Source organism: candidate division WOR-3 bacterium (assembly GCA_013177935.1).
In the GTDB taxonomy this organism is placed as follows: Bacteria; Hydrothermota; Tepidihabitantia; order Tepidihabitantales; family Tepidihabitantaceae; genus Tepidihabitans.
Map to the genome: position 1 here is coordinate 423752 of JABLXZ010000002.1, position 24523 is coordinate 448274.

Below are 24523 nucleotides of genomic sequence, written 5' to 3' on the forward strand. Positions count from 1 at the left end.
TTTTCTGTTGGTAACCGGTATCACGGGCGCACCTTCTTAATCGATGGTCAGCATCAGCCGGATAATTGATTTGACTTTCAAAGATGGGGTAATTATAATGTAATCTTGTACAGATTTTAGTAGAATTAAGAGAAAGGAGCGTTTATGGCGCATAAGAAGGGTGGCGGTACCGCCAAAAATGGCCGCGACAGTGCGGGCAAGCGGCTGGGTGTAAAGGCTTATGGCGGTGAGTTTGTACGCACCGGTGAGGTGCTGGTGCGGCAGCGCGGGACCAGGATTCTGCCGGGCAAAAATGTTGGTCGGGGTAGCGATGACACACTTTATGCCCTGCAGGATGGGGTGGTCCGCTTTGAATGGGCAAGCCGGGATAAGAAGCGGATTTCGGTCTATCCGGCGAATTAAAGGATGACATTTTCCGCAAAGGGGATGCAATGAAGGTCAAGTGGTTGGGCCATGCCGCATTCCTTTTTACCACTGATGAGGGGTTGAAGATTCTTACCGACCCTTATGTGCCCGGTGCTTATGATGGCGCGGTCGGGTACGGCAAGATTCAGGAGGTGGCGGACATTGTTACGGTCAGCCATGAGCACGCGGACCACAATGGCGCGCGCGATTTGCCGGGAAGACCGCAGGTTCTGAAAGGCGAGGGTGAATGGACGATAAAAGGGGTGAAGATAAAAGGGGTTGCGACCTTTCACGACCCGGTAAAGGGCAAAGAGCGGGGCACAAACACCGTCTTTATCTATGATGTTGACAACCTGCGTCTGGTGCACCTGGGTGATTTGGGGCACATTCCTGATAAGGCGGTGTTGTCGGTTCTGGGCAGGGTTGATGTCATCTTAGTGCCAGTGGGTGGTGTGTTTACGATTGACGCCCATCAGGCGGCTGAACTTGTCAGACTGGTTAAACCCCGGCTGGTAATTCCGATGCACTACAAGACACCGAAATTAGGGTTTGGTATCGCCGGGGTTGATGAGTTTTTGAAACTGGCGCCCGGAGTGAAGCAGACTGGCAAATCTGAGGTTGAGGTGAAAGCGGAACTGCTACCGGCAGGGACCGAAACCTGGGTGCTTTTACCAGCACTGTAAGCGGAGGTGATGGTGGCGCAATCGGGTAACAGTCAATGCCGGGAGATTCCTTTTGAACTGGTGAAAGAGACGGTTGCCCGGTTGTGTATTGAGGCGAACTGCGTTTTAGGCGCGGATATGGTGCGGGCGCTGGAGAATGGCTTAAAGGCAGAAGAGTCGGAGACCGGCAAGGAGATTTTCCGGCAATTGCTGAAGAATCAGGAGATTGCCCGCGCCGATATGATGCCGATATGTCAGGACACCGGTTGGGCGGTTGTCTGGGTTGAGATTGGTTCTGAGGTGCGAATTACCGGTGGTGAGCTGGGCACCGCGATTCAGGAAGGGGTGGCAAAAGGCTATACCGAAGGTTATTTGAGAAAGTCAATTGTTGCGGACCCGTTGCGCCGAAAAAACACCGGCAACAACACGCCGGCGATTGTTTACTATGAGATTGTGCCCGGTAACCAGTTGAAGATAACAGTGCAGCCCAAAGGTGGGGGTAGTGAAAATATGAGTGAGGTGAAGATGCTCTCTGCCGCGGATGGGGTTGAAGGGATAAAGCGATTTGTGGTGGACCGGGTGTGGCGCTCGCAGGCGAACCCGTGTCCGCCGATTATCGTGGGCGTTGGTATTGGCGGGACATTTGAGAAGTGTGCACAACTGGCAAAACGGGCACTTTTACGCGAGGTGGGTTCGGTGCATCCGGACCCGTTTTATGCGCAACTGGAAGAGGAGTTGCTTAATGAAATCAACCGGCTGGGAATTGGTCCGCAGGGTCTTGGGGGCAGGATTACTGCTCTGGCGGTGTTCATTGAGGCTTTCCCCTGTCACATTGCGATGATGCCCTGTGCGGTCAATATCAACTGCCATGCGGCAAGGCATAAGAGTGCGGTTTTATGACGGGTGAGCGTAAAAGAATCAGTACACCGTTGACCGATGATGTGGTCCGGCTTTTGCGTGCCGGAGATGCGGTGCTTTTGTCGGGCAGGGTTTACACCGCCCGGGACCTGGCACACAAAAGACTGGTGGAGAGTTTAGAGCGGGGTGAAAAACTGCCGTTTGAGATTCAGGGTGCGGTTATTTACTATGTTGGTCCCAGTCCGGCAAAACCGGGCAAACCAATTGGTGCGTGCGGGCCAACCACATCTTATCGGATGGACCCTTACACCCCGAAACTTTTGTCGGTCGGACTCAAAGGGATGATTGGCAAGGGCAACCGCAGTCCGGCAGTGATTGAGGCGATAAGGCGGCACGGTGCGGTTTACTTTGCCGCGGTGGGTGGTGCGGCAGCGCTTCTTGCCCAGTGCGTGAAACAGGCAACGCCGATCGCCTACGAGGATTTAGGTCCGGAAGCAATCCAGGAACTTTTAGTTGAAAACCTGCCGCTGATTGTGGTCAATGACTGTTATGGTGGCGACCTTTACGAGGAGGGCGTGAGGAGGTTTCGAAAGGAGGGTTGAGGATTATGGAAAAGCAAAAGACCAAAGGACGCCGGGCTAAGATAAAAGAGAACCAGGAGCAGGTACCGGGAAACGGTTCGCAGCAGTTTGTGACGATATATGTGATGGGTGAGGCGTATCAGGTGCCCAAAGAGTTGACGATTATGAAGGCGATGGAGTATGCCGGTTATCGGTTTATCCGGGGGTGCGGGTGCCGGGGAGGTTTTTGCGGTGCCTGCGGCACGGTGTATCGAACCAAAGACTCCTATAAACTGAAGGTTGGGCTCGCCTGCCAGACGGTGGTGGAAGATGGGATGTATCTGACCCAGATTCCCTTTTATCCGGCAAACAAAAAGATTTACAACATTGACGAACTCAAAGCGGACACCCAGGTTTTGGTGCGGTACTATCCGGAACTGATGCGCTGTATCGCCTGCAACTCCTGCACAAAAATCTGTCCCCAGGACATTGATGTGATGGGTTATGTGCAGGCGGCGATTAGGGGCGACATCGCTAAGGTCGCAGATATGTCGTTTGACTGTATTATGTGCGGGCTCTGTGCCAGCCGCTGTCCAGCCGAGATTGTCCATTACAATGTGGCACTACTTGCCCGCCGGCTTTACGGTGCGAAGATTGCACCCCGGGCGGCGCATCTTCAGGAACGGCTGAAGGAGATTGAAACCGGGGCGTTTGAGCCGGGGCTGGACAAACTGACAAGGATGAGTGAAGAAGAGCTTTCCCGTCTCTACTACGAGGCGCGGGATATTGAACCGGAGTAAAAGATGTATCCAGAGTCAATGCAGGAGTCAATAAAAAAACTGGAGGCGACCAGGCAGGAGCGAATCAAGCAGGGGAAGATTCCGTTGCTTGATGCCGAAAGTAAGAAGGCGCTCTTGAAGTCGTTCCATCCCGATTACATTGAGACCAGTATGCGGGCGCTCACCGTTGGTCCAAACAAGGGCGACCGAACACCGCACGAACTGGCAGACCTGCTGGAAGCCTGGCCCCTGGTTGAGCCGAAGCGGTTTGACCCGGACAATCCAAAGTTTGATGTTGATGTGTTAATTATCGGTGGTGGTGGTGCCGGCGTGGCAGCGGCGTTAACTGCGGCAGAGTACGGGGCAAAGGTGCTTTTGACCACGAAACTGCGGCTTGGTGATGCCAATACGATGATGGCACAGGGCGGAATTCAGGCGGCAGACAAGCCGAACGACTCGCCGGAAAGGCACTACCTTGATGTTTTGGGTGGGGGGCATTTCAAAAATATTCCGGAACTGGCACGGGCGCTGGTTACCGACGCACCGGGCATCATCGCCTGGCTGGAAAAGTTGGGGGTGATGTTTGACAAAGAGCCGGACGGCACGATGAAGACGATTCACGGCGGTGGCACATCCCGTAAGCGGATGCACGCCTGCCGGGACTACACCGGTGCCGAGATTATGCGCACCCTGCGGGACGAGTTTCGCAACCGGGAACTGATGGTCCTGGAGTTCTGTGCGGCGCTGGAACTTTTGACCGACGATGAGGGCGCCTGCACCGGTGCGGCGTTTGTCAACTTAGATACGAATGAGTTGTTCACGGTGCGGGCAAAGACGGTGATTCTCGCGACCGGCGGCTGTGGCAGACTGCACATTCAGGGGTTCCCCTGCACCAACCATTATGGCGCAACCGCGGATGGTCTGGTTTTAGCCTATCGGGCAGGGGCAAAACTGGCGTTTATCGACACGATTCAGTACCATCCCACCGGTGTTGCCTATCCGGAGCAGATTGTCGGGCAGTTGATTACCGAAAAGGTGCGCGGGCTTGGTGCCCATCTGGTCAATGTGCACGGCAACCGGTTTATCTACGAACTGGAGAGCCGGGACATTACCGCATCGGCAATCATCCGGGAGTGCGTGGGCAGAAAAAACGGGGTTGTGACCCCAACTGGCAGGCTTGGAGTGTGGCTTGATACACCGCTGATTGAAATCCTTAAAGGTGAAGGTGCGGTCAAGGCTAATCTGCCCGCGATGTACCACCAGTTTGCCCGGTTCGGGATTTATATGGACAAAGAGCCGATTTTGACCTATCCCACCCAGCACTATCAGAACGGTGGGGTTTTAATCAACGACCAGGGCGAGACCGGGGTAAAGAACCTTTATGCCGCGGGTGAAGTGGCAGGTGGTATTCATGGCAGAAACCGGCTGATGGGCAACTCGCTTCTGGACATCCTGGTTTTTGGTCGCAGGGCGGGCAGAAGTGCGGCGGAAAAGGCAAAAAAGACAGCGGTGCGCAGTTGCGGGTTCAAGCATCTGAGCCAGTTTGAGGCGGAATTGAAAAAGGCAGGGGTGCCGAAAAACCGGCGCTCACCGATGGTCTTACCCGAATACCGCAGACCCGAACTGCAGACCCCGCTGGCGTTTGTCGAATAGTTTATAAATAATAAAACAAAAGGCGGGCAAAACGCCCGCCTTTACTTTCTTTCAGTTTCTCAGTTCAATAATAGGAGTTTCCCCTGCCATGTGATGTATTCGGAACGGACCTTCAGGATATAGACACCTTTTGATAGATGACAGACATTGAGATGAGCAGCGCCGGAACCGGCTGGGGTAATTGAGCGAGTAAGAACTAAAGTGCCGTTAGGTGCGTAGATTTGGACAATTGCCCGATTTGTTGGTGGAAGTCCGTTTACCTGAATCCAGCCTTTGGGTGCAGGATTAGGAGTAACCGTAAGGTGAAATACATTGTGATTAATTGGGCCATTCAATCCGCTGAGCGTTGTGTCAAAGCGCACCGCACTTCCTTCTATGTCATACCAGGTGTCACAGAGAACTTGGTCAATGACAAATGAACGGGGCATACCGTTGATTTGAGCAAACAGTTCGATTCTTATGGGCCATTGCTCCTTGGGAGAAAACTGAAATGTGTCAAGAGAACTTGGCGGACCACCCCAGCCCGGAGTTGATTCCATTACCGGTTGAGGCTGAAGGAAAAAGTACCAGCGCATGCTGTCAATCTGAGTAGAATTCATACCGGTGTTAAGGTAGCCGTAGATGTCCAGCGCCGGCAGTCGGACAGGAATGAGCAAGACAACTAAAACTACGGCGGGAATCAATCCTTTTTTCATATTCACTCCTTTCCCTTTTCCCAAGTAGAATTATACCAGAATTTAGCGCTAAAGTCCAGTGTGAGGTTATTCAAGTTTAATGAACTTCGCGGTATTGGTTTCGCCTTGGCGCACAAAATAGACACCGGGCATAAGGTTGCTGATGTTGTTTTCTCCCGGGGTTAATATGACGGTTAATTTGCCGGTGGCGTCGTACAGGGCAACGGGCGTGGTGCTTAAAACCCGGAGGGTATTGTATGCCGGATTAGGAGTAATGAGTTTGGTTTTCGGTTGGCACAAACCTTCGGTGCCGTTTTCTTCTATGCCGAGGGAGTTAAAGCGATAAAAAACTTCAACATTACCGGTCTGGCGGCTGGTCCAGAAGGCGTGGAGGTCGTTCATTCCGTCAACTGCGATTTGAGGTTTGGCACGAGTGCCTTCGGCATCACCCGATATTTTCACCGTATCGGACCAAGAAGAGCCATTGTCGGTGGAATAAAACCAGAGGACGCGATTGTCTTCTTTAAGACTGAGCGCATGGGTTACGCCGGTGGGTAAAAATGCGATATCGTTGATAAGGGCGCGCAGGGTTGTTTCATTAAGCCAGTTGTCGCCGCCATCGGTGGACCGTCGGAAATTGCGGGTCTGGCCAAAAATTGTAAAGGATAGGAATAGATAATTACCATTAGCCCAGATGCCTACGGGAACCGTCTGACTGGAGGTCGAAATTTGCCGCGGTGAATTCCATGTTGTGCCATTATCGGTGGAACGGAGATAATAGGTTTGGGCGTTACCCATACCGCCATAGGCGTAAGCGATATGAATTGCGCTGCCACTGGTAGCAGCACAGATGCTCTGGAAACCGGTCTGAGTGATAACATCAGTACGGTTCCAGTTTGTCCCGCCATCGGTTGACTTGTAGAGTTCTAATTGAGGCGGGGTGGTGGGTTTAACATTTAGTATATATACATTTTGGGGACCATTTGTTAATAAAAGAGGGACATCAACTTCAGCGGTTACCTGTTGAGCGGTGGACCAGGTTGCGCCGGCGTCGGTCGAGCGTCGATACCACAATCCGCCATCAGCCCGGCGATTGATAAAGTGCACATTACCGGAACTATCGGCAGCGATGCTGAATGTATAACTATAAGGCATCTCGTCAATTACAGACGGCGAAGCCCATGTTGCTCCCCGGTCTGTGGAGCGAAGATAGAGTACTTTCCTATCGCCGCCAACCACATCAGAATAAACGATATGCAGGTTATTACCCATTACCGCTACCGCTCTACCAGAGAAGGGCATATTGGAGTTGTCTGGTGAGACGGTTAGCTGACGGATTGCTCCCCAGTCGGCATAGGCATTGAGGCTACAAATCAGCATCAAACCGATGCTTATTACTATTGGCAGTCTTTGCATTTTTCTTCCTCCTTTTTTATCTTTTTTATAATAATACATTAGTGGTGTGCGACCGGGTTGTGTGCCGTTATAAACCACAGGTAATAAATATACCAAATTAATTTTTATTGTCAAATAAAACCCGTTGCTGGAATTGTGACGGTCTTTTAAAAAATTGCTTGACAAGAGGAATTATAGAAATATAATATATACGCTCACCAAAAGGGTGACATCCGAATTAAAATGGGTGAGAGAATGCACCTGAAAATATGAGGTGGCACAAAACACCTCATAAGGTGCGGTAAAAAGTAAAAACCAAAAAAGGAGGCTTGGATGAACAGAAGCATAGGAATGGGCGTTCTGACGCTGCTCGTTTTGACCGGCGTCGGGTTTGCGCTCACTCCGACCCTACCACCGGCATCCCTTACCGATTTGCCGCCGGAGGTTGCCTATGCACAGACCGTTCAGTTCTGGGTTACGGGTGACGGTCAGGTAATTCACACCCCGACCCTGAAGGATGTGCAGGAGGCAATTGAGGCGGGAATTCTGGCGCCGGGAACGGTTCTTGGTAACGGCGGCGGTGAGCCTCAGCCCTTACCGGTTGACGAGTTTATGTGGCCCATGCATGGACACGATGTCTACCAGAACGCATGGAACCCATTAATCCCTCAGGATACACTGCGTTCGCTCTGGACTGCGACCTATACAAGCGCGGCTTGGGCACCATGGTTCGGCTATCCAGCAATCGCTGCCGGGAAAGTGGTTTATGTCGATTGCGGCACGGGCTATCTATACTGCCGTGATATAACCGATGGAACCGTAATTTGGAGCACCCAAGTTCAGGCATCCTCTTACTATCCTGGTTCACCGGTGATTTTTGAGGGTACCGGCGGTCAGCTCTGGGTCGCAGTTCCGAACTATGGAACAAGCGGCAACACCCCAAGGGTTAGCTGCTATCGGCTGGATAACGGTCAATCGGTCTGGACAGCAGCAGTACCGCTGGGTTCTGCTGGTGCCAGTAGTACGAACCTCAACTTCAACCGTCCGGTTTACTATAATGGCTACATCTATCACATAACCCTTGAATTTAGTACTCCCTACGGTGGCGTACTCTATCGGGTGAACGCTCTGACCGGCGACACAATGCGGTTAAGCACCCGGGGTTCTTCCTGCGGTGGTGCTCTTACCATCGACCCGAATGGTCAGTATGGTTACTGGCCCTGCTGGAACCCGGCATCGCCTTCCAACCCGAAGATTATGAAGATCAACCTGGCGACGGGCGCGCTGGTTGACTCCACGCCGGTGATTACCGACTATCCAAGAGGTTCGGTAGCAATTAACCCGACAACGAGAAGGCTGTTCTGTGGTGGTTCCGCTTCCACTTCCGGTTCTGGTTCCATTCGCTGCTATAATGCCGATAATCTTGCTGCCGGTCCGATATGGACCTTCACAACCAGTGGCGGGCACGACATCCAGTACCCGGCGATTGACTATGAAAATGTATATTACACCACACAGTCTACACCCGGCCGTCTGTATGCGGTAAAGCAGTCGGATGGTACCGGTGCCTGGAACACGCAGGGATACATTACGGTTCCTGACAACAGCGCAATATACGATGGTGTACCTTGTGTCACCGGCGCGGTCGGTTCAACCCGTTATGTTTACCTGACACCAGGGTACTACACTGGTGCCAACATCTGGGTGGTCAATGCGGCTAATGGTAACACGGTGCAGTATCGGCAGGTATCATCCAGTGAGTATATGTTCACTGGTGCGTCTCGGCCCGCTGGGTACTTTGTTTCCAAATCGGGTTACGGAACGATATTCTGTTTCCGTTCACCGAACGACCTGACAATCCGCAATCATGACATCGCAGCCTATCGCATTGACATTCCAGAGGGTGTCAAACTTACACCCGGACAGACAATCACACCTACAGTAACCTACATCAACTACGGCACCAACAATGAGGCGAACTTCCTGGTGGCTTTCCGGGTGGACTCGGCAGACCAGAACCTTTATCTTGAAGGTGTACTGATTACCGACTCGGTCCTTTCCGGTGACACATTCAGCGTAACTTTCCCGGATTGGACACCGGCGAATCAGTACTGGGCTGGATACCAGATTAAGGCGTGGGTGGAACTGACAGGCGATGAGGCACCAGGCAACGACACGGTGCGGCGCGCCTGTATGACTACGACCGACACCTGCTACTCCTACCGCAGCAACAATGCGCCCTCAATTGACGGCTATCTTGCCGCGGGCGAATGGGACGACGCCTACTATGTGAATGTTTCCAATATTGCCGGATGGGGTGGAATGACACAGAGTAGTAATGCCGCCTGGATGCGGTTGAAGCACGACGGCAATAACCTCTACCTCGCATTCGGTATGCCGCAGGCGATGACCCGTGATGCCGGAGACCAGATTGGTTTCTATCTGGATGAGAGTGGTGATGGTGAATGGGCAACCGACAACTCGGAAGGCAACTACTGGTTCTGGGTGAACCAGTACAACAATGACGAGGTGCTATACCGCTGGCATACCCCGGACACCTTCGGTCAGCAGTTAACCGTGCCGGGTGCTCAGTCTGCATCTGGTACTCTCAATGGCTATCTGGTGTTTGAGGTGAAGGTGCCGTTTGGTACACTGCCTTACCAGATTTCGATGAATCCGGTGAATGACACCGGCAAGTTGTGGCTGTTTAGCCTTGACGGCTCTTCGTTCTACGGCTGGTGGCCCGCTGATATGCCTGATACCCTCTGGCGACAGCCGATGTATTACGGTACATTCATCCTGCGCACCCTGCAGACCGGTGATGTGGGTGTGAAGTCGATTGATGCCCCGCGCAGCGCTCGTCCGGGCGATGCGGTTGTGCCCAAGGCGACCTGGAAGAACTTTGGCACAACATCAATGAACTTCACCGCCTACTACCTGATGAACGACCCGAGCGGGACAAGGGTTTACTCCGAGTCTCAGACCGCAACCCTGGCGGGTGGCGCTGAGATTCAGTTGACCTTCCCGTCCTATGTGGTCAACACTGAGGGTGATTGGGCGGTTAAGTGCTCAACCGTTGCCGGCGGTGATGTCAATGCCGCAAACGACATCAGGACCGGCACATTCCGGGTGAGCACCGCACCACCGGTAACTCCGGGCTGGGTTGAGGTGAAGTCGATTCCGGGTGCGCCGAAAGACGGTGCGTTCCTTGCATTCAATCCGGACAACGGGTTGATTTATGCGGCACGCGGCTACAAGTCCGGCGACTTCTACGCCTATGACCCGAACGCGGACAGTGCGGGTAACTGGACAACTCTGACTCCGATTCCGGCGACCGAGGGTAAACTGCCTTACAAGGGTGCGAACGGCTGCTATGGTGACGGCTATATCTACGCCACCATCGGCAACAACACCCAGGGCTTCCTGCGTTACTCGATTGAGGGTAACTCCTGGGAGCCGCTGGCAGCGGTACCGCTGGGTGCGAGTGGCAAGAAGGTCAAAGGTGGTACCGACCTCGTGTATGTGGACGGCTATGTGTACCTGTTGAAGGGTTACAAGACCGACTTCTTCCGGTACAATGTTGCCGCCTCTGCCTGGGAGTCGCTGCCTTCAGCACCGGCTGGTACTCGTCCGAAATGGGACAAGGGCTCCTGGCTGGTCTGGGATGGTCAGAACACGCTCTATGCTCACAAGGCGAAGTACGGTGAGATGTGGACATTTGACCTGACAACCCAGCAGTGGGGCACCGCGTCACTTCCGGGTATGCCGACCTCAAGCAGCAAGACCGGCAAGAACAAGAAGTCCAAGGACGGTTCTGATGGCGCCTACTACAACGGCTACATCTATGCGCTCAAGGGTGGCAACACCGTTGAGTGGTGGCGTTATGAGGTTGCCGGTAATGCCTGGACCGAACTTGACCCGATGCCGGAGGTTGGTTCTACCGGCAAGAAGAAACGGGTCAAGGCGGGTGGCGCACTTGCTGGCTACGGTGACAACCCAATCTTCTTTGCCCTGAAGGGTGGCAAAATCCAGGAGTTCTGGCGCTACTACGACACCACAGTGGTGGTGTATGCTGCGAAGCCGGAGCGCTCGGGCGTGATGGCGGAGCAGGTGAATGCGAACCGGTTTGGGTTCAGCGTGGCGCCGAATCCGGTGGTCAAGGGTTATGGCTTGCTCTCCTACAGCGTGCCGCAGCAGGCACCGGCGCGGTTGACGGTGTATGATGTGACCGGTCGAGATGTGATGCATCTCACCTTTGTCGCTTCGGGCACCGGCACGCGCAACCTTGACCTGCGGTCGCTGGCAGCGGGTGTGTATCTGGTGAAGTTTGAGAGCGCCGGATACAACGCGAGCCAGAAGCTCATCGTCCGGTAGTAGAGACCGGTTAAAAGTGAAGGGGGGCTTTAAGCCCCCCTTCTTTTTTATTTAAGTTGTTAACTTAATGGATGACGAGAAAGCGGCGCACGATGTTGGGCTGTTCAGTGGAACGGAAGAAATAAATCCCGGGTGTCAGAGGCCGGGAGCGCACCACCATTCCCGAAGCGTTCAGGATTTCAATCCGGGAGTCGGCAAGCAGGTTGTTGAGCAGAGCCGGAAAGGCAATCATACCCGGTGTCTCCTCAATGCCGGTCTGACCCTGAAACTTGATTTTCACCAGGTCAAACGGCGGTGGGAACGAGTACCAGGAGTCGTTAACCGGACGGTAGATGCTATCAGAAACGGGCATCCCGGCAACCATTGCAGAGTATTTTATTATTGCGGGCCAGCCCGGAAACTCCGGGAACTGGAATGGATTGGTTTCGCCCGGATTAGCTTCCCAGCCCGGGGTTGGGAACCAGGTTCCGGTGGAGCCATAGAAAAAGTAGACCGAATCGACTACAACCGGTTCTGTTTCGGTTGTCAGGTAGCCGGTAATCTGCCACTGGGCGGTGCTCAGCGTCACCAATCCCAGAGCGATGAGGGTGATAAAGAACTTCTGTTTCAAAATTACCTCCTTTTTAATGCAATAAGTTTAGTAACACCGTTTTTTAATGTCAAGGAAAAAAGTCGGGCAGGGTTGCGTTCTTAAATCAAAGGAAGAGGTTTGCGAAGTAAAATTTGCTGGGCAGATATTATAAAGGAAGGTTTAAACCGTGATACGCGGTTTTGTTTTTCCAACCTGTATACTTTAAAGTATAATAGCCGTAAATGGCTGTTTTCATATAACATATTGTAATTTAGATAGTTAACATAATGGGATACAATTTTCCCTACCCAACCCCGGGGTAGTCTCCGGAATGGTATGGGAAATTGAAGTTGAGGTGGTTTTGGGGTGAGAACCTGATTCACCTGACCGGCTAATAATCGGCACCATTAACGGGTTTGAGTGCAGGGTAAAATTGGGTTGGGTGGTGATAAGATAGAAGACCGGAAAACCGGGCGGGGTGGGTTGAGCCGAATTTCAGGCTTGACCGGGTATAATTTGCCAGTTAAAATTGGGATGATGAACTCAGTTAGAGCCGTGGTTTGCAGGAGGTGGCGTAGATGAACCGCCCATTTTACCGGAGCGGTCTGCTCCACCTTCAAGGACAGAATAGCGCGGCTCGTTTAGTTTCCCCAAAACAGTCAGGGACCGGCAGTCGGGAAAGATGAAGCTCCGGTTTTGTGCCGGCGGTCTGCCGGTTCGTAAAAGTAAGCACCAACTAAAAGCCCAACAAAAAAACAACCAGACAAAACAAAGGAGGTAAAATGGCAAAGCGTTACGACTATACCGGTAAGGATGTCCAGGAGGTTTATGACGGTCCGGGCGGTCTGCTCTGGGAAGCGGTGATGGGCGAGCAGATTCACTCAGGCGGACCAGAGGCAACCGACCGTCTGGCAAAGGCGCTGGGACTGAAACCCGGGATGCAGGTGCTTGATGTGTGCAGTGCGCTGGGCGCGCCGGCAAGGCACATCGCCCAGAAGTACGGGGTTAAGGTTACCGGTCTTGACTTTACCAGGACGATGCTGGAGAAGGCAAGACAGCGGACCAAAGAGGCAGGGCTTGACCATCTGATTACCTTTGTTGAAGGCACTGCGCTTGATATGCCGTTCAAGGCGAACACCTTTGATGTGGTCTGGGGTCAGGAGGCGTGGTGCTATGTTACGGACAAGGACCTCCTGGCGCGGGAGTGTTATCGGGTGTTGAAACCGGGCGGCAAGATTGGTTTTACCGACTGGGTGATTACCGGCAAAATTGAGGAGGACCTGCTCGCAAAACTTTACGAGTCGATGGCGTTTCCCTATATGGAGACATTTGAAGGGTGGCAGGAGGTTTTGAAGCGCGCCGGGTTTAAGGTGCTTGATGCCCAGGACCAGACTGAGGAGTTTGCCCGCTGCTTTGATGAGTACAAGGTGATGGTGGAAGAGAAACTGAAACCGGCGATTCTGCAAAACTTTGGCAAGGACTTGTTTGATTTTGCGGTCAACCTGGTGAATATGTGGCGCGATGCGGCGCATCGGCATCAGGTAGGCAGAGGGTTTTACATCGGGCAGAAGTGACCAGGCGTATTCTATTCTGGGTGCTAATCGGGCTCGGTACCGGCGCGCTGGTTTTTGGCTCTTTCATTGGTGCCTGGGCACGGATTGGCTACTTCAGCAGTCAGATATGCCTCTCCTGTATGGGTTTGGTTTAATAAAAAGGAGGTGTTTATGAGGGGTAAGTTGCTGATAGTTGCCGGGCTGTTTTTGCTATCCGGCACAGTAATGGCAACGCAGCGGGTGATGGTGATGGAGGACTTCACCGCCACCTGGTGTACCTATTGTCCGGGCGCGGCACGCGGTGCTGAGGAGTTGAAGTTTCGGGCGTTTGATTCGGTGGTGGTGATTGCCTATCACTCGTCAACCAGCGACCCGTTTTACACCCCAGAGGCGGCGAGCCGGATGAGTTATTATGGCGTGACCGGCTATCCGACGATGCGGCTTGATGGCGGACAGGCGGTGGTTGGAGGTCTGCATTACGGCACGATGTATCCGGCATACCGGCAGTTCTTTGACACCCGAAAACTGGAGCCGAGTCCGCTCGATATCAGATTGACGGTCACCTATGATTCTTCATCAAGGAGCGGGGTGTTGACAATCGTGGTTCGGAATACCAGTTCCAGCGCGGTCAGCGGTCAGTTGCACACCGTTCTTACCGAAAGTCACATCTACTACCCCTGGCAGGGGATGGATAGCCTGCACGATGTCCAGAGGTTGATGCTTCCTAACGCTGCGGGCGAGGCGATAACGGTCAACCCCGGGGATTCGGTGGTGCGAACAAGGAATTTCACCATCAATTCGGGCTGGGTGGCAAGGAACTGCGAATTTGTCGTTTTCGTCCAGAACAACACCACGAAGTGGATGTATCAGGGTGCGAGTATCGAAGTGATACCGGAGCCGGAACTGGAGTTTGTCGGTTATCAGCCGGTACTGCCCCGCCCTGGGCAAAACTTCAATCTGACGCTCGGGTTGCGTAACATCGGCAGTGGGGCGCTGAGCGGTGCCAGTGCGGTGCTGTCAACCGATGACCCGTATCTTACCGTTCTCCAGGGCACGAGCAGTTTCGGGCAAATCAACCGGGGTGCGGAAGGTTATTGTAACACGCCGTTTCAACTGCAGGTGAGTTCTTCGTGCCCGGACCCGCATCAGGCGACACTAAAACTGGTAATTACAACAACCGATATGGTGGTTGATACGGTGACATTTCCTTTGAACATCACCACGAGCCCGGGTTTTGCCGATGATATGGAGCACGGCATCGGTGGCTGGACCCATAGCGGCACCCGGGACAACTGGCACCTTTCGAATTACCGCGCCTCTTCACCCAGTTACTCCTGGTACTGTGGGGTAGAGTCAAACCACCAGTACACAAACGAGAACGATGCCCGACTTGTGACGCCGTTTTTCACCCTGGGCGACTCTGCCTGGGTGCGGTTCCAGCATTACTACGACACGGAGGCGGACTTTGATTTCTGTGTGCTGGAGATAAACAACGGTTCACCGTTCTGGGTGCCGGTCGGGATGTGGAGCGGGTCAAGTAACGGCTGGCAAGAGGAGGCGTTCGATTTAAGCCCGTTGCGCAATCAGACGGTGCGGTTGCGGTTCCGGTTTATCAGCGACTACAATGTTACGGGCGAGGGCTGGTATGTTGACGACTTTGAGTGTGGTACAAGGGTCGGCGTTGCCGAACAAGAAGGGCAAAAGGTGCTGCCCGTGCTGGCGGTGAGCAGTCCGGTACGAACGCGGGCTAAGGTGCGGTTTGTTTTGCCCGCCGGGGTCAAGGCGGAGGCGCGGGTTTACGACATCAGCGGGAAACTGGTGCGACAACTGAGTGACAACCTTAGTGGCAGCGGAACCGTGGTCTGGAATCTGACCGATGTCACAGGCAGGATGGTGAGTGCTGGTGGCTACTTTATCCGGATGAGTTATGACAACACCACGGTCTGTGTACCGATGGTGGTGGTGCGATAAGGGATGCGGGTGCAAAGGGGCAGGTTGCTGTTTTTCTTCAGCAGCCTGCCCCTGATTTTGGGCTGTTCAGATGCGCCGTTGATTCCACTCGTGCCCACCAATCGGGTGGTGCTGGTTGAGTTTTTTACCTGGCAGCGGTGCGTTTACTGCCCTTATGCGGCACAGGCACTGGACAGTTTGACAAAGGAGTTTTCGGACAGTGTGGCAATAATTGCCTATCACCGGCGCGTTGCGGGCGACACCCTTTCTCCGGAGTATGTTGAGGAGCGGCGTCAGTTCTATTACGAGTCCGGCGGTGAGCCGGCAACGGTTTTTGATGGCGGTCCGGTGGTGCGCACGCCTGGACCGGAGTACAACTACGAGACATTTAAGAATTACATTCTCGGGGCGAAGGCGGTTTTGCCCGGGGTGGAACTGGTGATTACGACGCAGCGCGACTCTTCTCGGGCAACAGTTCTCGCCCGTGTTTTCGGGGTCGATTCGACACCGGAAGAGAGTTTGCGGCTTTATCTGGTGATAACCGAAGATTCGATACGAACGGTTTTACCCGGTGCAACCGACTCGGTTTTTAACAATGTGATGCGGCTGATGCTGCCGGATGTCAATGGTTGGTCGTGCTGGTTGCGCCGGGGCGACAGTTTGCAATTTGACCAGACGGTACCGCTGCCGTCCTACTGGAATCACCAGCGGTTGAGTGTTGTGGGTTTTGTGCAACAACCCTCAACCGGGCGGGTTTTACAGGCGTGTAAAAAGAGACTGGATTGATAAAAGGAGGTGAAGATGAGAAGGATGTTTTTTTGTCTCTTAATTTTTGCCGGATTGGTGACACCGGCTAAAGCCGATTACAGTTTTAGTTTTGTGTGCCGGAGCGAGACTTTGCAGCAGGTGGTGCCGGAAGGAGTTGCCGTTTACTACTTCACCCTGACCAACACCGGAACCGAGCCGGACATTTACCTTTTTGACTGCCGGGTTTTACAGGAGGTGCCGGGCTGGAGCGCCATCTACTGTTTGCGCGGGCGGTGTGTTGAACCCGGGATACCGATGTTTGACACGCTGGCGCCGGGTGAAGCGGACACGACAATTGACATCACGGTGTTCACGACCAGTACCGAGGGTGAGCAGGTGATTCAAATGACGGTTACCTCTCAAGGCGACCCGTCACAGGTCAGTTCAATTAGAACTTATACCCGGGTAAGTTGCGGTATTGAGGAAGGGGTAACTCGTTTTGGGTATAAGGCGGTGCCGGGTCTGGTTTTTGATTATGCGGGAAGAAGGGTGCGGGCGGTATTGACGCCCGGTATCTATTTTGTCCGTCGGGATGACGGTGGTGGTTTTCAGAAGGTTGTAGTTTTGCGTTAGGATATTAATTTGAGAAAAAGGGGGCTTTTGAGTTTTGCCCGCGCTGCGGGCTGTGCGGGCAAGGCGTGTCAGGCTGACCTGTTTGCCATTTTAGACGGGTTACCCGGTTTTAAACATCCCGATTTGCTGGTGAGCGGCGCAACCGCAGACGATGCCGGGGTGTTTCGGCTGGATAAAAGACGGGCGCTGGTTCTGACTGTGGATGTTTTACCCCCGGTTGCAGATGAGCCTTATGTGTTCGGGCAGATTGCAGCGGCAAACTCCCTTTCTGATGTGTATGCGATGGGCGGTATGCCGCTTGCCGCACTGGCAGTTCTCGGGGTACCGGTTAAAGAGATTGAGTTTGAGACCGTGCGGAGGGTGCTTGCCGGTGCCTGGGACAAGGTTAAGGAGGCGGGTGCGGTTGTTGCGGGCGGTCACACGGTAAGAGACCAGGAGTTAAAGTTCGGTCTGGCTGTTACCGGGATTGTTCATCCGGCAAAGGTTGTGACCAATGCCGGTGCCAGACCTGGGGACCGGTTGTTTTTGACCAAACCGCTCGGAACCGGGGTTATTACAACCGCCCAGAAGAACCGCCGGGCGCCACCGTATCTCGTGGCGCGGGCAAACCGATTGATGGCGCAGTTGAACCGGCTGGCAGCAGAGGCGATGACCACAGTCGGGGTAAGCGCGGCAACCGACATTACCGGTTTCGGGTTGCTGGGTCATTGCTGGGAGATGGCACAGGCGAGCGGGGTTGACATAGTTATCAACGCAACAGCGGTGCCGTTTATTCCCGGAGTGAAGAAACTGGCTCAGGAGGGATGGTTTTGCGAAGGGACCTTGAACAATTATAAGTTTATGAAAAGCCGTGCCGATTTTGCCCCGGGGATAGACAAAACGATGCGTCTTTTACTGTGCGACGCCCAGACTTCAGGCGGTTTGTTGATTGCCGTGCCAGAAAAGAAGGTAAGGCGACTTATCAACGAGTTGGTGAGAGCCGGAGTTGATGGTGTCCGGGCGGTGGGTGAGGTGCGAGCCGGAACCGGAAGGGTACGGGTGGTCGAATGATAAGTTTGTTGCCGAAAGTTTTTGATTTCCTATAATATCTGACTTATGGCAGAGAGAGCGGATTTATTCTCCTTGCTCGTCGATGCGGTTGTTGCCCTGAAACCGGAACAGGTGCAGCGGTTGTGCGCAGAGGCTTTGCGTCAGGGTGTGCAACCGGAGGAGGTGCTGGAGAAGGGGCTGGCACGGGGTATGCGGGTGGTGGGTGAGAAGTTTGCGGCAAAAGAGTATTTTGTGCCCGAGGTGCTTTTGGCATCAAAGGCGATGTATGCCGGGTTTGACATCATAAAAGAGAAAATGGCACCAAAAACCAAAAACCCGGGCCGGGTGGCGCTGGGTGTGGTGCAGGGCGACATCCACGATATCGGCAAGAATATTGTCAAGGTGATGGTGCAGGCGGCAGGGTTTGAGGTCGTGGATTTGGGCAGGAATGTGCCGATTGAGCGGTTTGTTGCCGCAGCGGAAGAGGGGGTGCAGATTATCGGAATGTCATCTTTAATGACGACGACGATGCCCAATATGGCAAAGGTGATTGAGGCGCTGAAAAAGAAGGGGTTACGGGAAAGGGTCAAGGTGCTGGTTGGCGGCGCACCGGTGACGCGCCTCTTTGCCGAACGGATTGGTGCGGACGGCTATGCGCCGGATGCCCACAGCGCGGTGGTAGAGGTGGAGCGGCTGTTGAAATAAGGCGTGGAACGGGCAAGGGAGCGGTTAAATACCGTTTTGCAAGCAGAACGGTCCAGAGTCACGCCGCCGGTGGTGTTTCCGATTGTCGTGGCAAATCATGCGGCTCGGGTTGCGGGTGAAAGGTTGCGCCGTGCCCTGACCGATAGTTGGGTTCTTGCTGAGGTACTCTATCATGCGTATCGGCTCTACAATTACGACCTGATAATGGTGTTCGCTGATGTTCTAATTGAGGCGGAGGCGATGGGGTGTGAGATTGAGATGGTGGAGGATGAACCGCCAATTTTAGCACGACCCGCAGGCACCGCGGCACAGGTTGCCGATGTGGAGCGCGGGTGCCGGATGAAGGTAATTCTTGATGCAACCGGTGAACTGGTCAAAAGGGTGGGCAAAGAGGTGTATGTGTTGACATCGCTCAAGGGTCCATTTTCCCTTGCCAGTTTTCTTGCGGGACCCGAGGAGTTTCTCGAAAGTTTGATTTCGGCACCGGAAAGGGCAGAGTGGTTTTTACAAAGGGCGAGCGAGAACCAGAAAAATTTTGCCCGGGCGATTGTGCAGCGGGGTGGAGTACCGTTTATCGGCGACCCAATGGCTTCCGGTAGTATTATCAGTCCAGGTTTGTTTGCGCGGTTTGCCCTGCCCTATTTAAAGGAACTGGTGGCAGAGATTCATCGGTTGGGCTGTTGGACCGGGTTGCATATCTGCGGGGACACGACCGGGATTTTGCGGATGATGCGCGACAGCGGTGCTGAAATATTAAGTGTGGATGAGATGGATATCAGTTTTGTCCGTCAGGAGGTCGGTCCGGACCGGGTAATTATGGGCAATGTTTCAACCGGCTTGCTGGAGAGCGGGACACCAGAAGAGGTGCAGCAGGCGGCTCGGGACTGTCTGAAAAAGGGGTTGCCCAGGATGATTCTTGCCAGCGCCTGCGATGTGCCAGCCGGGGCACCGGTGGCGAATGTCCAGGCGCTGGTGTCTGCAGCGCAGGGGTGGTGATGAGAGTGCGCTGTGTTCCAAACGGAATGAAATCCCTTCAAGAGCTGCTCTGGGCAAAAGGGGTGAATTTATCCGGTGATTGTGGCGGCAGGGGCAGGTGCGGTAAGTGCCGGGTGCGGCTCGTGCCGGATGGTAAAACGGTGCTTGCCTGTCAGTTTGTTCCCAAACATCCAGTCACGGTTGAGGTTGAGCAAGGGTTTAACCGGTACAACGCTCGGGTTAAGAGGAGCAGGTCAGCGCCCAGCCCAATGAACAAGGATTTGGTGCTGGTTGCGGACATTGGCACAACAACTTTAAGGCTGGCAGTAATTGACCAGGCACAGGGGCGTCGGGTTAAAACCGAGACGCAGTTAAATCCGCAGATAAGATTTGGTACGGATGTTCTTACCCGGATAGGTGCGGCAAGCAAGGTGCAGCGGGCAGGGGTGAATGAGTCGCTTCAGGAGTTTATGGACCGGAACGGAGTTCCCCGGTCAGGTCTGGTCACGGTGGTGGGTAATACGGTGATGATGCACTTTGTTTTTGGCAAGAGTCCGAAAGGTCTGGGGCAATTCCCTTATCGCACAAGGTTGCCCTTGAGGCGGGTGATTCAAGGTGCCCGAAACGGATTGAAGTTGCGCACCCTGCCGCTGCTCGGTTCGTTCATCGGCAGCGACTGCACCGCCGCAATTTTTGCCGCGGGGATACACAAAACCGAACGGCTGACGCTTTTAGTTGATGCCGGAACTAATGGTGAGGTGGTTTTGGGTAACCGGCACAAAATTGTTGCCTGTTCCACCGCAGCCGGACCGGCTTTTGAAGGGGCAACTTTGAGTTGTGGTGTGCTTGCGGTACCAGGGGCAATTAAGAGTTGCCGGTTGCGGCGGGGCATATGGGTCGTGAAGACGGTGGGAAGTAAAGTTCCAACTGGAATCTGTGGTTCGGGCGTACTGGATGTTATTGCTGAAGCGTTGCGCGTAGGTTTGATTGAGCCCGGGGGTAGACTGAACCAGGGCGAGCGGCTTCAAATTTATGGTAAGGAACCGGCAGGTGTTTATCTCACGCAGGCGGACATCAGAGAGGTGCAACTGGCAAAGGCGGCGATTGCCACGGGCATAAAGTTGTTGTGGCAAGAGTGGTCGGGAAGGAAAATCGAGCGGGTGGTGATTACCGGTCGGTTTGGCGGTAAGTTAAACCACCGGGCAGCAATGGCGATTGGGCTTTTGCCGGTTTTGCCGGAGTCGGTGATTTACCAGAAACCAGACCTGGCACTGGCAGGAGCGATAAAGGCGGTGCTTGAGCCGGAAGTGCTAAAACAGGCTGAGGAGTTGAGTAATCGGGTGACCGAGATTCGGCTTGCGGAGCATCCCGATTTTGAAAAGATGTTTGTTGAATCACTGGCGTTAACAGAATGGCACTCTTAGAAAGAAAACGGCTGGAAGGTTTGCGCGCGGAACGGCTTGAGGAACTGAAGAGTTTGAAGGCGCAGGGGAAAAAGGTGGTGGGTTACTTCTGCCTTTATGCGCCGGTGGAAATTATCCAGGCGGCGGGCGCGGTTCCGGTGCGGCTGGCGCGTGCCGATTATCAGAGTGAACTGGAAGGCGAGCGGTTTCTGCGGGCGGATGCCTGTCCGTTTTGTAAGGCGAGTCTGGGGAAGTTTGCCCACGACCCGTTGTATCAACTAATTGACGCTGTGGTCAGTGTCAATACCTGTGATATGATGCGCCGGTTGCCGGAGTCGATAACGGCAAACTTTTCGTTGCCGGTGTTTTCGCTTTATCTGCCGCGCACCAGTGAACCGTTTCCCAATCGGTTGAGTGCGTTTCAAGCCGGATTGGTGGACTTGAAGGAGTGGTTGGGCAGTTTGACCGGTCAGGAGTGGCAAAACGAGCGGCTGAAAGAAGCGATTAATGAGATGAACCAGTTGCGGCGCAAACTTCAGGAACTGGACCAGAGCCGGGCGGAAAAACCGCCGAAAATTCGGGGCGGTGAACTGTTTGATATCGTAGCACTGGCAACACTGCTACCACCCAGAAGGATGCTAAATTTGCTGAATGAGTTGTTATCAATGGTTTGGGCGGCGCCAGGAACGGTGGACAAGAATCGGGTCCGGCTGCTGTTGACCGGTAGTATCTTATCAGAAGAGGACCGGACACTAATCGAAATTGTTGAAGAAGGAGCGGATATTGTTGCGGATACGGTATGTACCGGTAGTAGATGGTTTCACGAGGAGTTAAAGGTTGAAGAGGAGCCGTTTGCCGGGCTTGCCCGCTTTTATTTTAATCGAACACCGTGCGCCTGCCGCAGGCCCAACAATGCGCTTTTTGATTACATCAGAGAGCAGGTACAGGAGCGAAAGGTTCAGGGGATTGTCAACAAGAGTTTGCTTTACTGCGACGCCTATCGTTTTGAGGGAAAATGGCTGCGCCAGGAGATTGGCATTCCGGTGCTGGAGGTTGATGGCGACTATTCCCAGGAGAACCTCCAGCAGTTGCGCACCCGGATTGAGGCGTTTCTTGAGATGTTGCGATGAGGAAACTGGATTATTACGACCCGGAACCGGCGCGGATTACATTTGATGAGTGGGACGATTTGTTTCAGAAAATCCCGGACGAGTTGATTGAAAAATTTCACTACTTTGCACCCAATCAGGAGGCATGGTCAAAATACCTTTTCCCCCCGCAGGTCTTTGCCATCTACGGAGCAAGGCATCTGCGCCGTCTGAAGTTTGACAACTCGCTTGCCGCATTGCGAATGTGGGGTTTTGTCCAGAATGAGATTGAACGGCTGTTTCGTGCCCGACAGATTGGGAAAAAGGTTGTGGCGGTGATGGGCGATTTAGGACCACTAGCGGTGATTGTGGATTCGGTGGGGGCAAAGCCGGGTTCGGATAAAGACGATAGGGAGTGTGTGGCGTTTTATCCGGACTGCTGGTGGTGGACCCCTTTTGCGATGGAGAGTAAGGTGTTACTGGAAAAGGCGGCAGAGTTAGGTATCGGCGATGCCACCTGTTTTTCCCGGGCGGCACTGGGCGCCTTTGCCAAGCACAGTTACTTTCCGGACCCGGATTTGGTGATTGCGGCAACCGGTGCATCGTGCGACGACTATTCTGGGGTGGAGAGCCTGGTGGCAAAGATGGTGCCCGAGGTTATTTGGGTGGAAACACCACCCCGCTGCGTTGAATCCAAGGCAAGGGAAAGGGTTGAGTTGATGCTGGTTGAGGAGTATCAACGGGTGATTGAAAAACTTGAGGGGCTGACCGGTGTCAAGGTGACCGAGGAGATGTTGCAACAGGGGGTGCGACGGGCAAATCATTTGCGTCGTCTTACCCAGCGGTTTAAGGAACTGGCTTACGGTTATGGTGTGTTCCCGGCGCTGGAAACGATGGTTGTGGAGTTTGGCTGTCTGCACGGCTACTCCGATTTTGCGGAGTGGACCGCGATTGTCGAGCATCTGGTAGAGACCGCCACAGTGCGATTGCAGCAGGGTAAAACGGTGCTGGCGGGTGACAGTTTGCGGATTGGCTGGGTGACACCACCCGCCGACCCGTTGCTTTTGTGTTATGTTGAAGACCAGGGAGCACGGGTTGTCGCGACCGAATATGTGATTAATCAGGCATTGAGTTTGATTGATGAGACGGTACCGCCCCTTTTAGGTATCGCCCGGTCCCTGCTCAACGCTTCTTTGATTGGTTCGTCAAGAGAAAGGGCGGCGATGTTTGTCCGGGCAGCGCAGCAATGGCAAGCCGAAGGTGTGATTGTTTCCGGAATTTTAGGTGGTTCGCACTGCGCGATGGAGTCGCGATTGATTGGTGATTATATTAAACAGAAACTGGACATTCCGATTCTGGAGTTTGATGTTGCGCCGCCGAATAAGGCGATTGACCGTCAAACCCAGACCAGGATTGACGCATTTCTGGAACTGGTGCGGAGCCGGCGATGAAGGAGTTGCTCAATCCCCGGGAACGGTTTTCTCTGCTCGTGATTGACGAACCTCAGGACCGGGTGCCGATTTTTCCGTTATTGACCGCCCGTGCCGCAAAATTTTGCGGGGTGAGTTTGCGCGACTACTACACCGATGGGTTGATGATGGCGCAATGTCAGTTGCGCGCCCGGGAGTTTTACAACACCGACTTCATCTCAATTTTTTCTGAGGTGGGTTTGATTGCCGAGGCAATAGGTTCGGAGTTTGTTTATCCGGAAGACGACCTGCCGGTGCTGGCGCGTCCGCGCTGGAACACAGTTGAAGATGCCGCCCGGGGTTTGAAGAGCGAAATGGCGCTTGCGGGTCGGGTGAAGGTTTATCTGGATGCGATTAGTTATGTCTGGGAGGCGATTGCCGATGTTGTGCCGGTTCTTGCTTATGTACCGGCGCCTTTTACCACCGCCCAGCAGTTAATAGAGCCCGAGGAGTTTCTGGTTGCCCTGCTGGAAAAACCGGAACTGGTAAAGGTAGTCCTTGACCGTGTGACCCAACTGGTAAAGGCGTTTTCCCGACTATTGATTCGCGCCGGCGCGTTGCCCATTTTGGTTGACCCACTCGCTTCCGGTAGTGTGCTCAGCCCCAGGGAGTATCAGGAGTTTGCCCTGCCCGCCGAAAAGGCGGTAATAGATTTCTGGCACCGTTATGACCTGGATGTGGTTTTACACATCTGTGGCGACACGAGTGCAATCGTGATGATGATGCCGGAAACCGGCGCGGATTTGATTAGCGTTGATAAGGTGGACCTTGGCTCGGTTATTGCGACGGTGGGAGAAAAGGTGCGGGTCATTGGCAATTTTGATACGACCGAGTTGTGGCTGGGAACACCAAAGGAGATTGGCGATAAGGTTAGGGAGATGGTCGCGCAGGCGAAGGGCTGTCCGCGTGGTTATGTGGCAGCGACCGGGTGTGAGGTGCCAATCGCCACACCGGAAGAAAACTTGCGGGCTTTTGTCAGCGCGGCACAGGAGGCAGGAAGGTACCAGTTTCCGCCGGAGCGAATTGTTGAAAGGAGATAG

22 protein-coding genes are annotated in these 24523 nt (G+C 53.8%); 19 read left to right on the top strand and 3 right to left on the bottom strand.

The window, feature by feature from the left end:
- Window positions 1-144: 144 nt before the first annotated feature.
- The 6 genes from rpmA to HPY86_05095 are packed head-to-tail and all read left to right on the top strand — an operon-like array spanning window position 145 to window position 4917.
- The gene (gene rpmA / locus HPY86_05070) at window positions 145-402 is read left to right on the top strand and encodes a 50S ribosomal protein L27 (GenBank protein ID NPV14285.1); all 258 of its coding nucleotides are present in this window, start codon (window positions 145-147) and stop codon (window positions 400-402) included.
- Window positions 403-431: 29 nt separating this feature from the next.
- Window positions 432-1088: an MBL fold metallo-hydrolase gene (locus HPY86_05075; protein NPV14286.1), complete on the top strand. Its 657-nt coding sequence runs from the start codon at window positions 432-434 to the stop codon at window positions 1086-1088.
- Window positions 1089-1097: 9 nt separating this feature from the next.
- Window positions 1098-1967 (top strand): fumarate hydratase, encoded by an 870-nt coding sequence (locus tag HPY86_05080; GenBank protein ID NPV14287.1) that lies wholly within the window; start codon window positions 1098-1100, stop codon window positions 1965-1967.
- A complete protein-coding gene (locus HPY86_05085) occupies window positions 1964-2527 on the top strand; it encodes a Fe-S-containing hydro-lyase (GenBank protein ID NPV14288.1) in 564 nt (187 codons plus the stop codon). The genes HPY86_05080 and HPY86_05085 overlap by 4 nt, the downstream gene beginning before the upstream one ends.
- Window positions 2528-2532: 5 nt before the next feature.
- The gene (locus HPY86_05090; protein NPV14289.1) at window positions 2533-3285 is read left to right on the top strand and encodes a 4Fe-4S dicluster domain-containing protein; all 753 of its coding nucleotides are present in this window, start codon (window positions 2533-2535) and stop codon (window positions 3283-3285) included.
- Between the two features lie 3 nt (window positions 3286-3288).
- Window positions 3289-4917, top strand: coding sequence for an FAD-binding protein (locus tag HPY86_05095; protein ID NPV14290.1), 1629 nt, complete (start codon window positions 3289-3291; stop codon window positions 4915-4917).
- Window positions 4918-4976: 59 nt separating this feature from the next.
- Here the strand turns inward: HPY86_05095 and HPY86_05100 are convergent, their stop codons facing one another.
- Together HPY86_05100 and HPY86_05105 are read right to left on the bottom strand one after the other, a co-directional pair.
- A complete protein-coding gene (locus HPY86_05100) occupies window positions 4977-5612 on the bottom strand; it encodes a T9SS type A sorting domain-containing protein (protein ID NPV14291.1) in 636 nt (211 codons plus the stop codon).
- 66 nt (window positions 5613-5678) lie between these two features.
- The gene (locus HPY86_05105; protein NPV14292.1) at window positions 5679-7007 is read right to left on the bottom strand and encodes a T9SS type A sorting domain-containing protein; all 1329 of its coding nucleotides are present in this window, start codon (window positions 7005-7007) and stop codon (window positions 5679-5681) included.
- A gap of 312 nt (window positions 7008-7319) precedes the next feature.
- On the opposite strand from HPY86_05105, the gene HPY86_05110 reads away from it, so the two are divergent.
- Window positions 7320-11360 carry a T9SS type A sorting domain-containing protein gene (locus HPY86_05110; protein ID NPV14293.1) on the top strand — a complete coding sequence of 1347 codons (4041 nt, stop codon included), beginning with the start codon at window positions 7320-7322 and terminating at the stop codon, window positions 11358-11360.
- Window positions 11361-11424: 64 nt separating this feature from the next.
- Here HPY86_05110 and HPY86_05115 read toward each other — a convergent pair whose 3' ends face one another.
- The gene (locus HPY86_05115) at window positions 11425-11970 is read right to left on the bottom strand and encodes a hypothetical protein (protein NPV14294.1); all 546 of its coding nucleotides are present in this window, start codon (window positions 11968-11970) and stop codon (window positions 11425-11427) included.
- A gap of 743 nt (window positions 11971-12713) precedes the next feature.
- Between HPY86_05115 and HPY86_05120 the strand changes: the two genes are divergently transcribed.
- The 12 genes from HPY86_05120 to HPY86_05175 are packed head-to-tail and all read left to right on the top strand — an operon-like array spanning window position 12714 to window position 24523.
- Complete coding sequence (locus tag HPY86_05120; GenBank protein ID NPV14295.1) at window positions 12714-13505, top strand: methyltransferase domain-containing protein; 792 nt, start codon at window positions 12714-12716, stop codon at window positions 13503-13505.
- A complete protein-coding gene (locus HPY86_05125; GenBank protein NPV14296.1) occupies window positions 13502-13639 on the top strand; it encodes a hypothetical protein in 138 nt (45 codons plus the stop codon). The genes HPY86_05120 and HPY86_05125 overlap by 4 nt, the downstream gene beginning before the upstream one ends.
- A 16-nt stretch (window positions 13640-13655) precedes the next feature.
- Window positions 13656-15455 (top strand): Omp28-related outer membrane protein, encoded by a 1800-nt coding sequence (locus HPY86_05130; GenBank protein ID NPV14297.1) that lies wholly within the window; start codon window positions 13656-13658, stop codon window positions 15453-15455.
- A gap of 3 nt (window positions 15456-15458) precedes the next feature.
- Window positions 15459-16220 carry a hypothetical protein gene (locus tag HPY86_05135; protein ID NPV14298.1) on the top strand — a complete coding sequence of 254 codons (762 nt, stop codon included), beginning with the start codon at window positions 15459-15461 and terminating at the stop codon, window positions 16218-16220.
- Between the two features lie 15 nt (window positions 16221-16235).
- Entirely contained in the window at window positions 16236-16814 is a 579-nt protein-coding gene (locus HPY86_05140) for a hypothetical protein (GenBank protein NPV14299.1), read from the top strand.
- Window positions 16815-16823: 9 nt separating this feature from the next.
- Window positions 16824-17864 (top strand): selenide, water dikinase SelD, encoded by a 1041-nt coding sequence (gene selD, locus HPY86_05145; GenBank protein NPV14300.1) that lies wholly within the window; start codon window positions 16824-16826, stop codon window positions 17862-17864.
- A 45-nt stretch (window positions 17865-17909) separates the two neighbouring features.
- A complete protein-coding gene (locus HPY86_05150; GenBank protein ID NPV14301.1) occupies window positions 17910-18548 on the top strand; it encodes a corrinoid protein in 639 nt (212 codons plus the stop codon).
- Window positions 18549-18551: 3 nt separating this feature from the next.
- Window positions 18552-19544 (top strand): hypothetical protein, encoded by a 993-nt coding sequence (locus HPY86_05155; GenBank protein NPV14302.1) that lies wholly within the window; start codon window positions 18552-18554, stop codon window positions 19542-19544.
- On the top strand, window positions 19544-20947 hold the full coding sequence (locus HPY86_05160) for a DUF4445 domain-containing protein (protein ID NPV14303.1): 1404 nt from the start codon (window positions 19544-19546) through the stop codon (window positions 20945-20947). The genes HPY86_05155 and HPY86_05160 overlap by 1 nt, the downstream gene beginning before the upstream one ends.
- The gene (locus tag HPY86_05165; GenBank protein NPV14304.1) at window positions 20935-22056 is read left to right on the top strand and encodes a 2-hydroxyacyl-CoA dehydratase; all 1122 of its coding nucleotides are present in this window, start codon (window positions 20935-20937) and stop codon (window positions 22054-22056) included. Before HPY86_05160 ends, HPY86_05165 begins: the two co-directional genes overlap by 13 nt.
- Complete coding sequence (locus tag HPY86_05170; GenBank protein ID NPV14305.1) at window positions 22053-23465, top strand: 2-hydroxyacyl-CoA dehydratase; 1413 nt, start codon at window positions 22053-22055, stop codon at window positions 23463-23465. The genes HPY86_05165 and HPY86_05170 overlap by 4 nt, the downstream gene beginning before the upstream one ends.
- On the top strand, window positions 23462-24523 hold the full coding sequence (locus tag HPY86_05175; protein ID NPV14306.1) for a hypothetical protein: 1062 nt from the start codon (window positions 23462-23464) through the stop codon (window positions 24521-24523). The genes HPY86_05170 and HPY86_05175 overlap by 4 nt, the downstream gene beginning before the upstream one ends.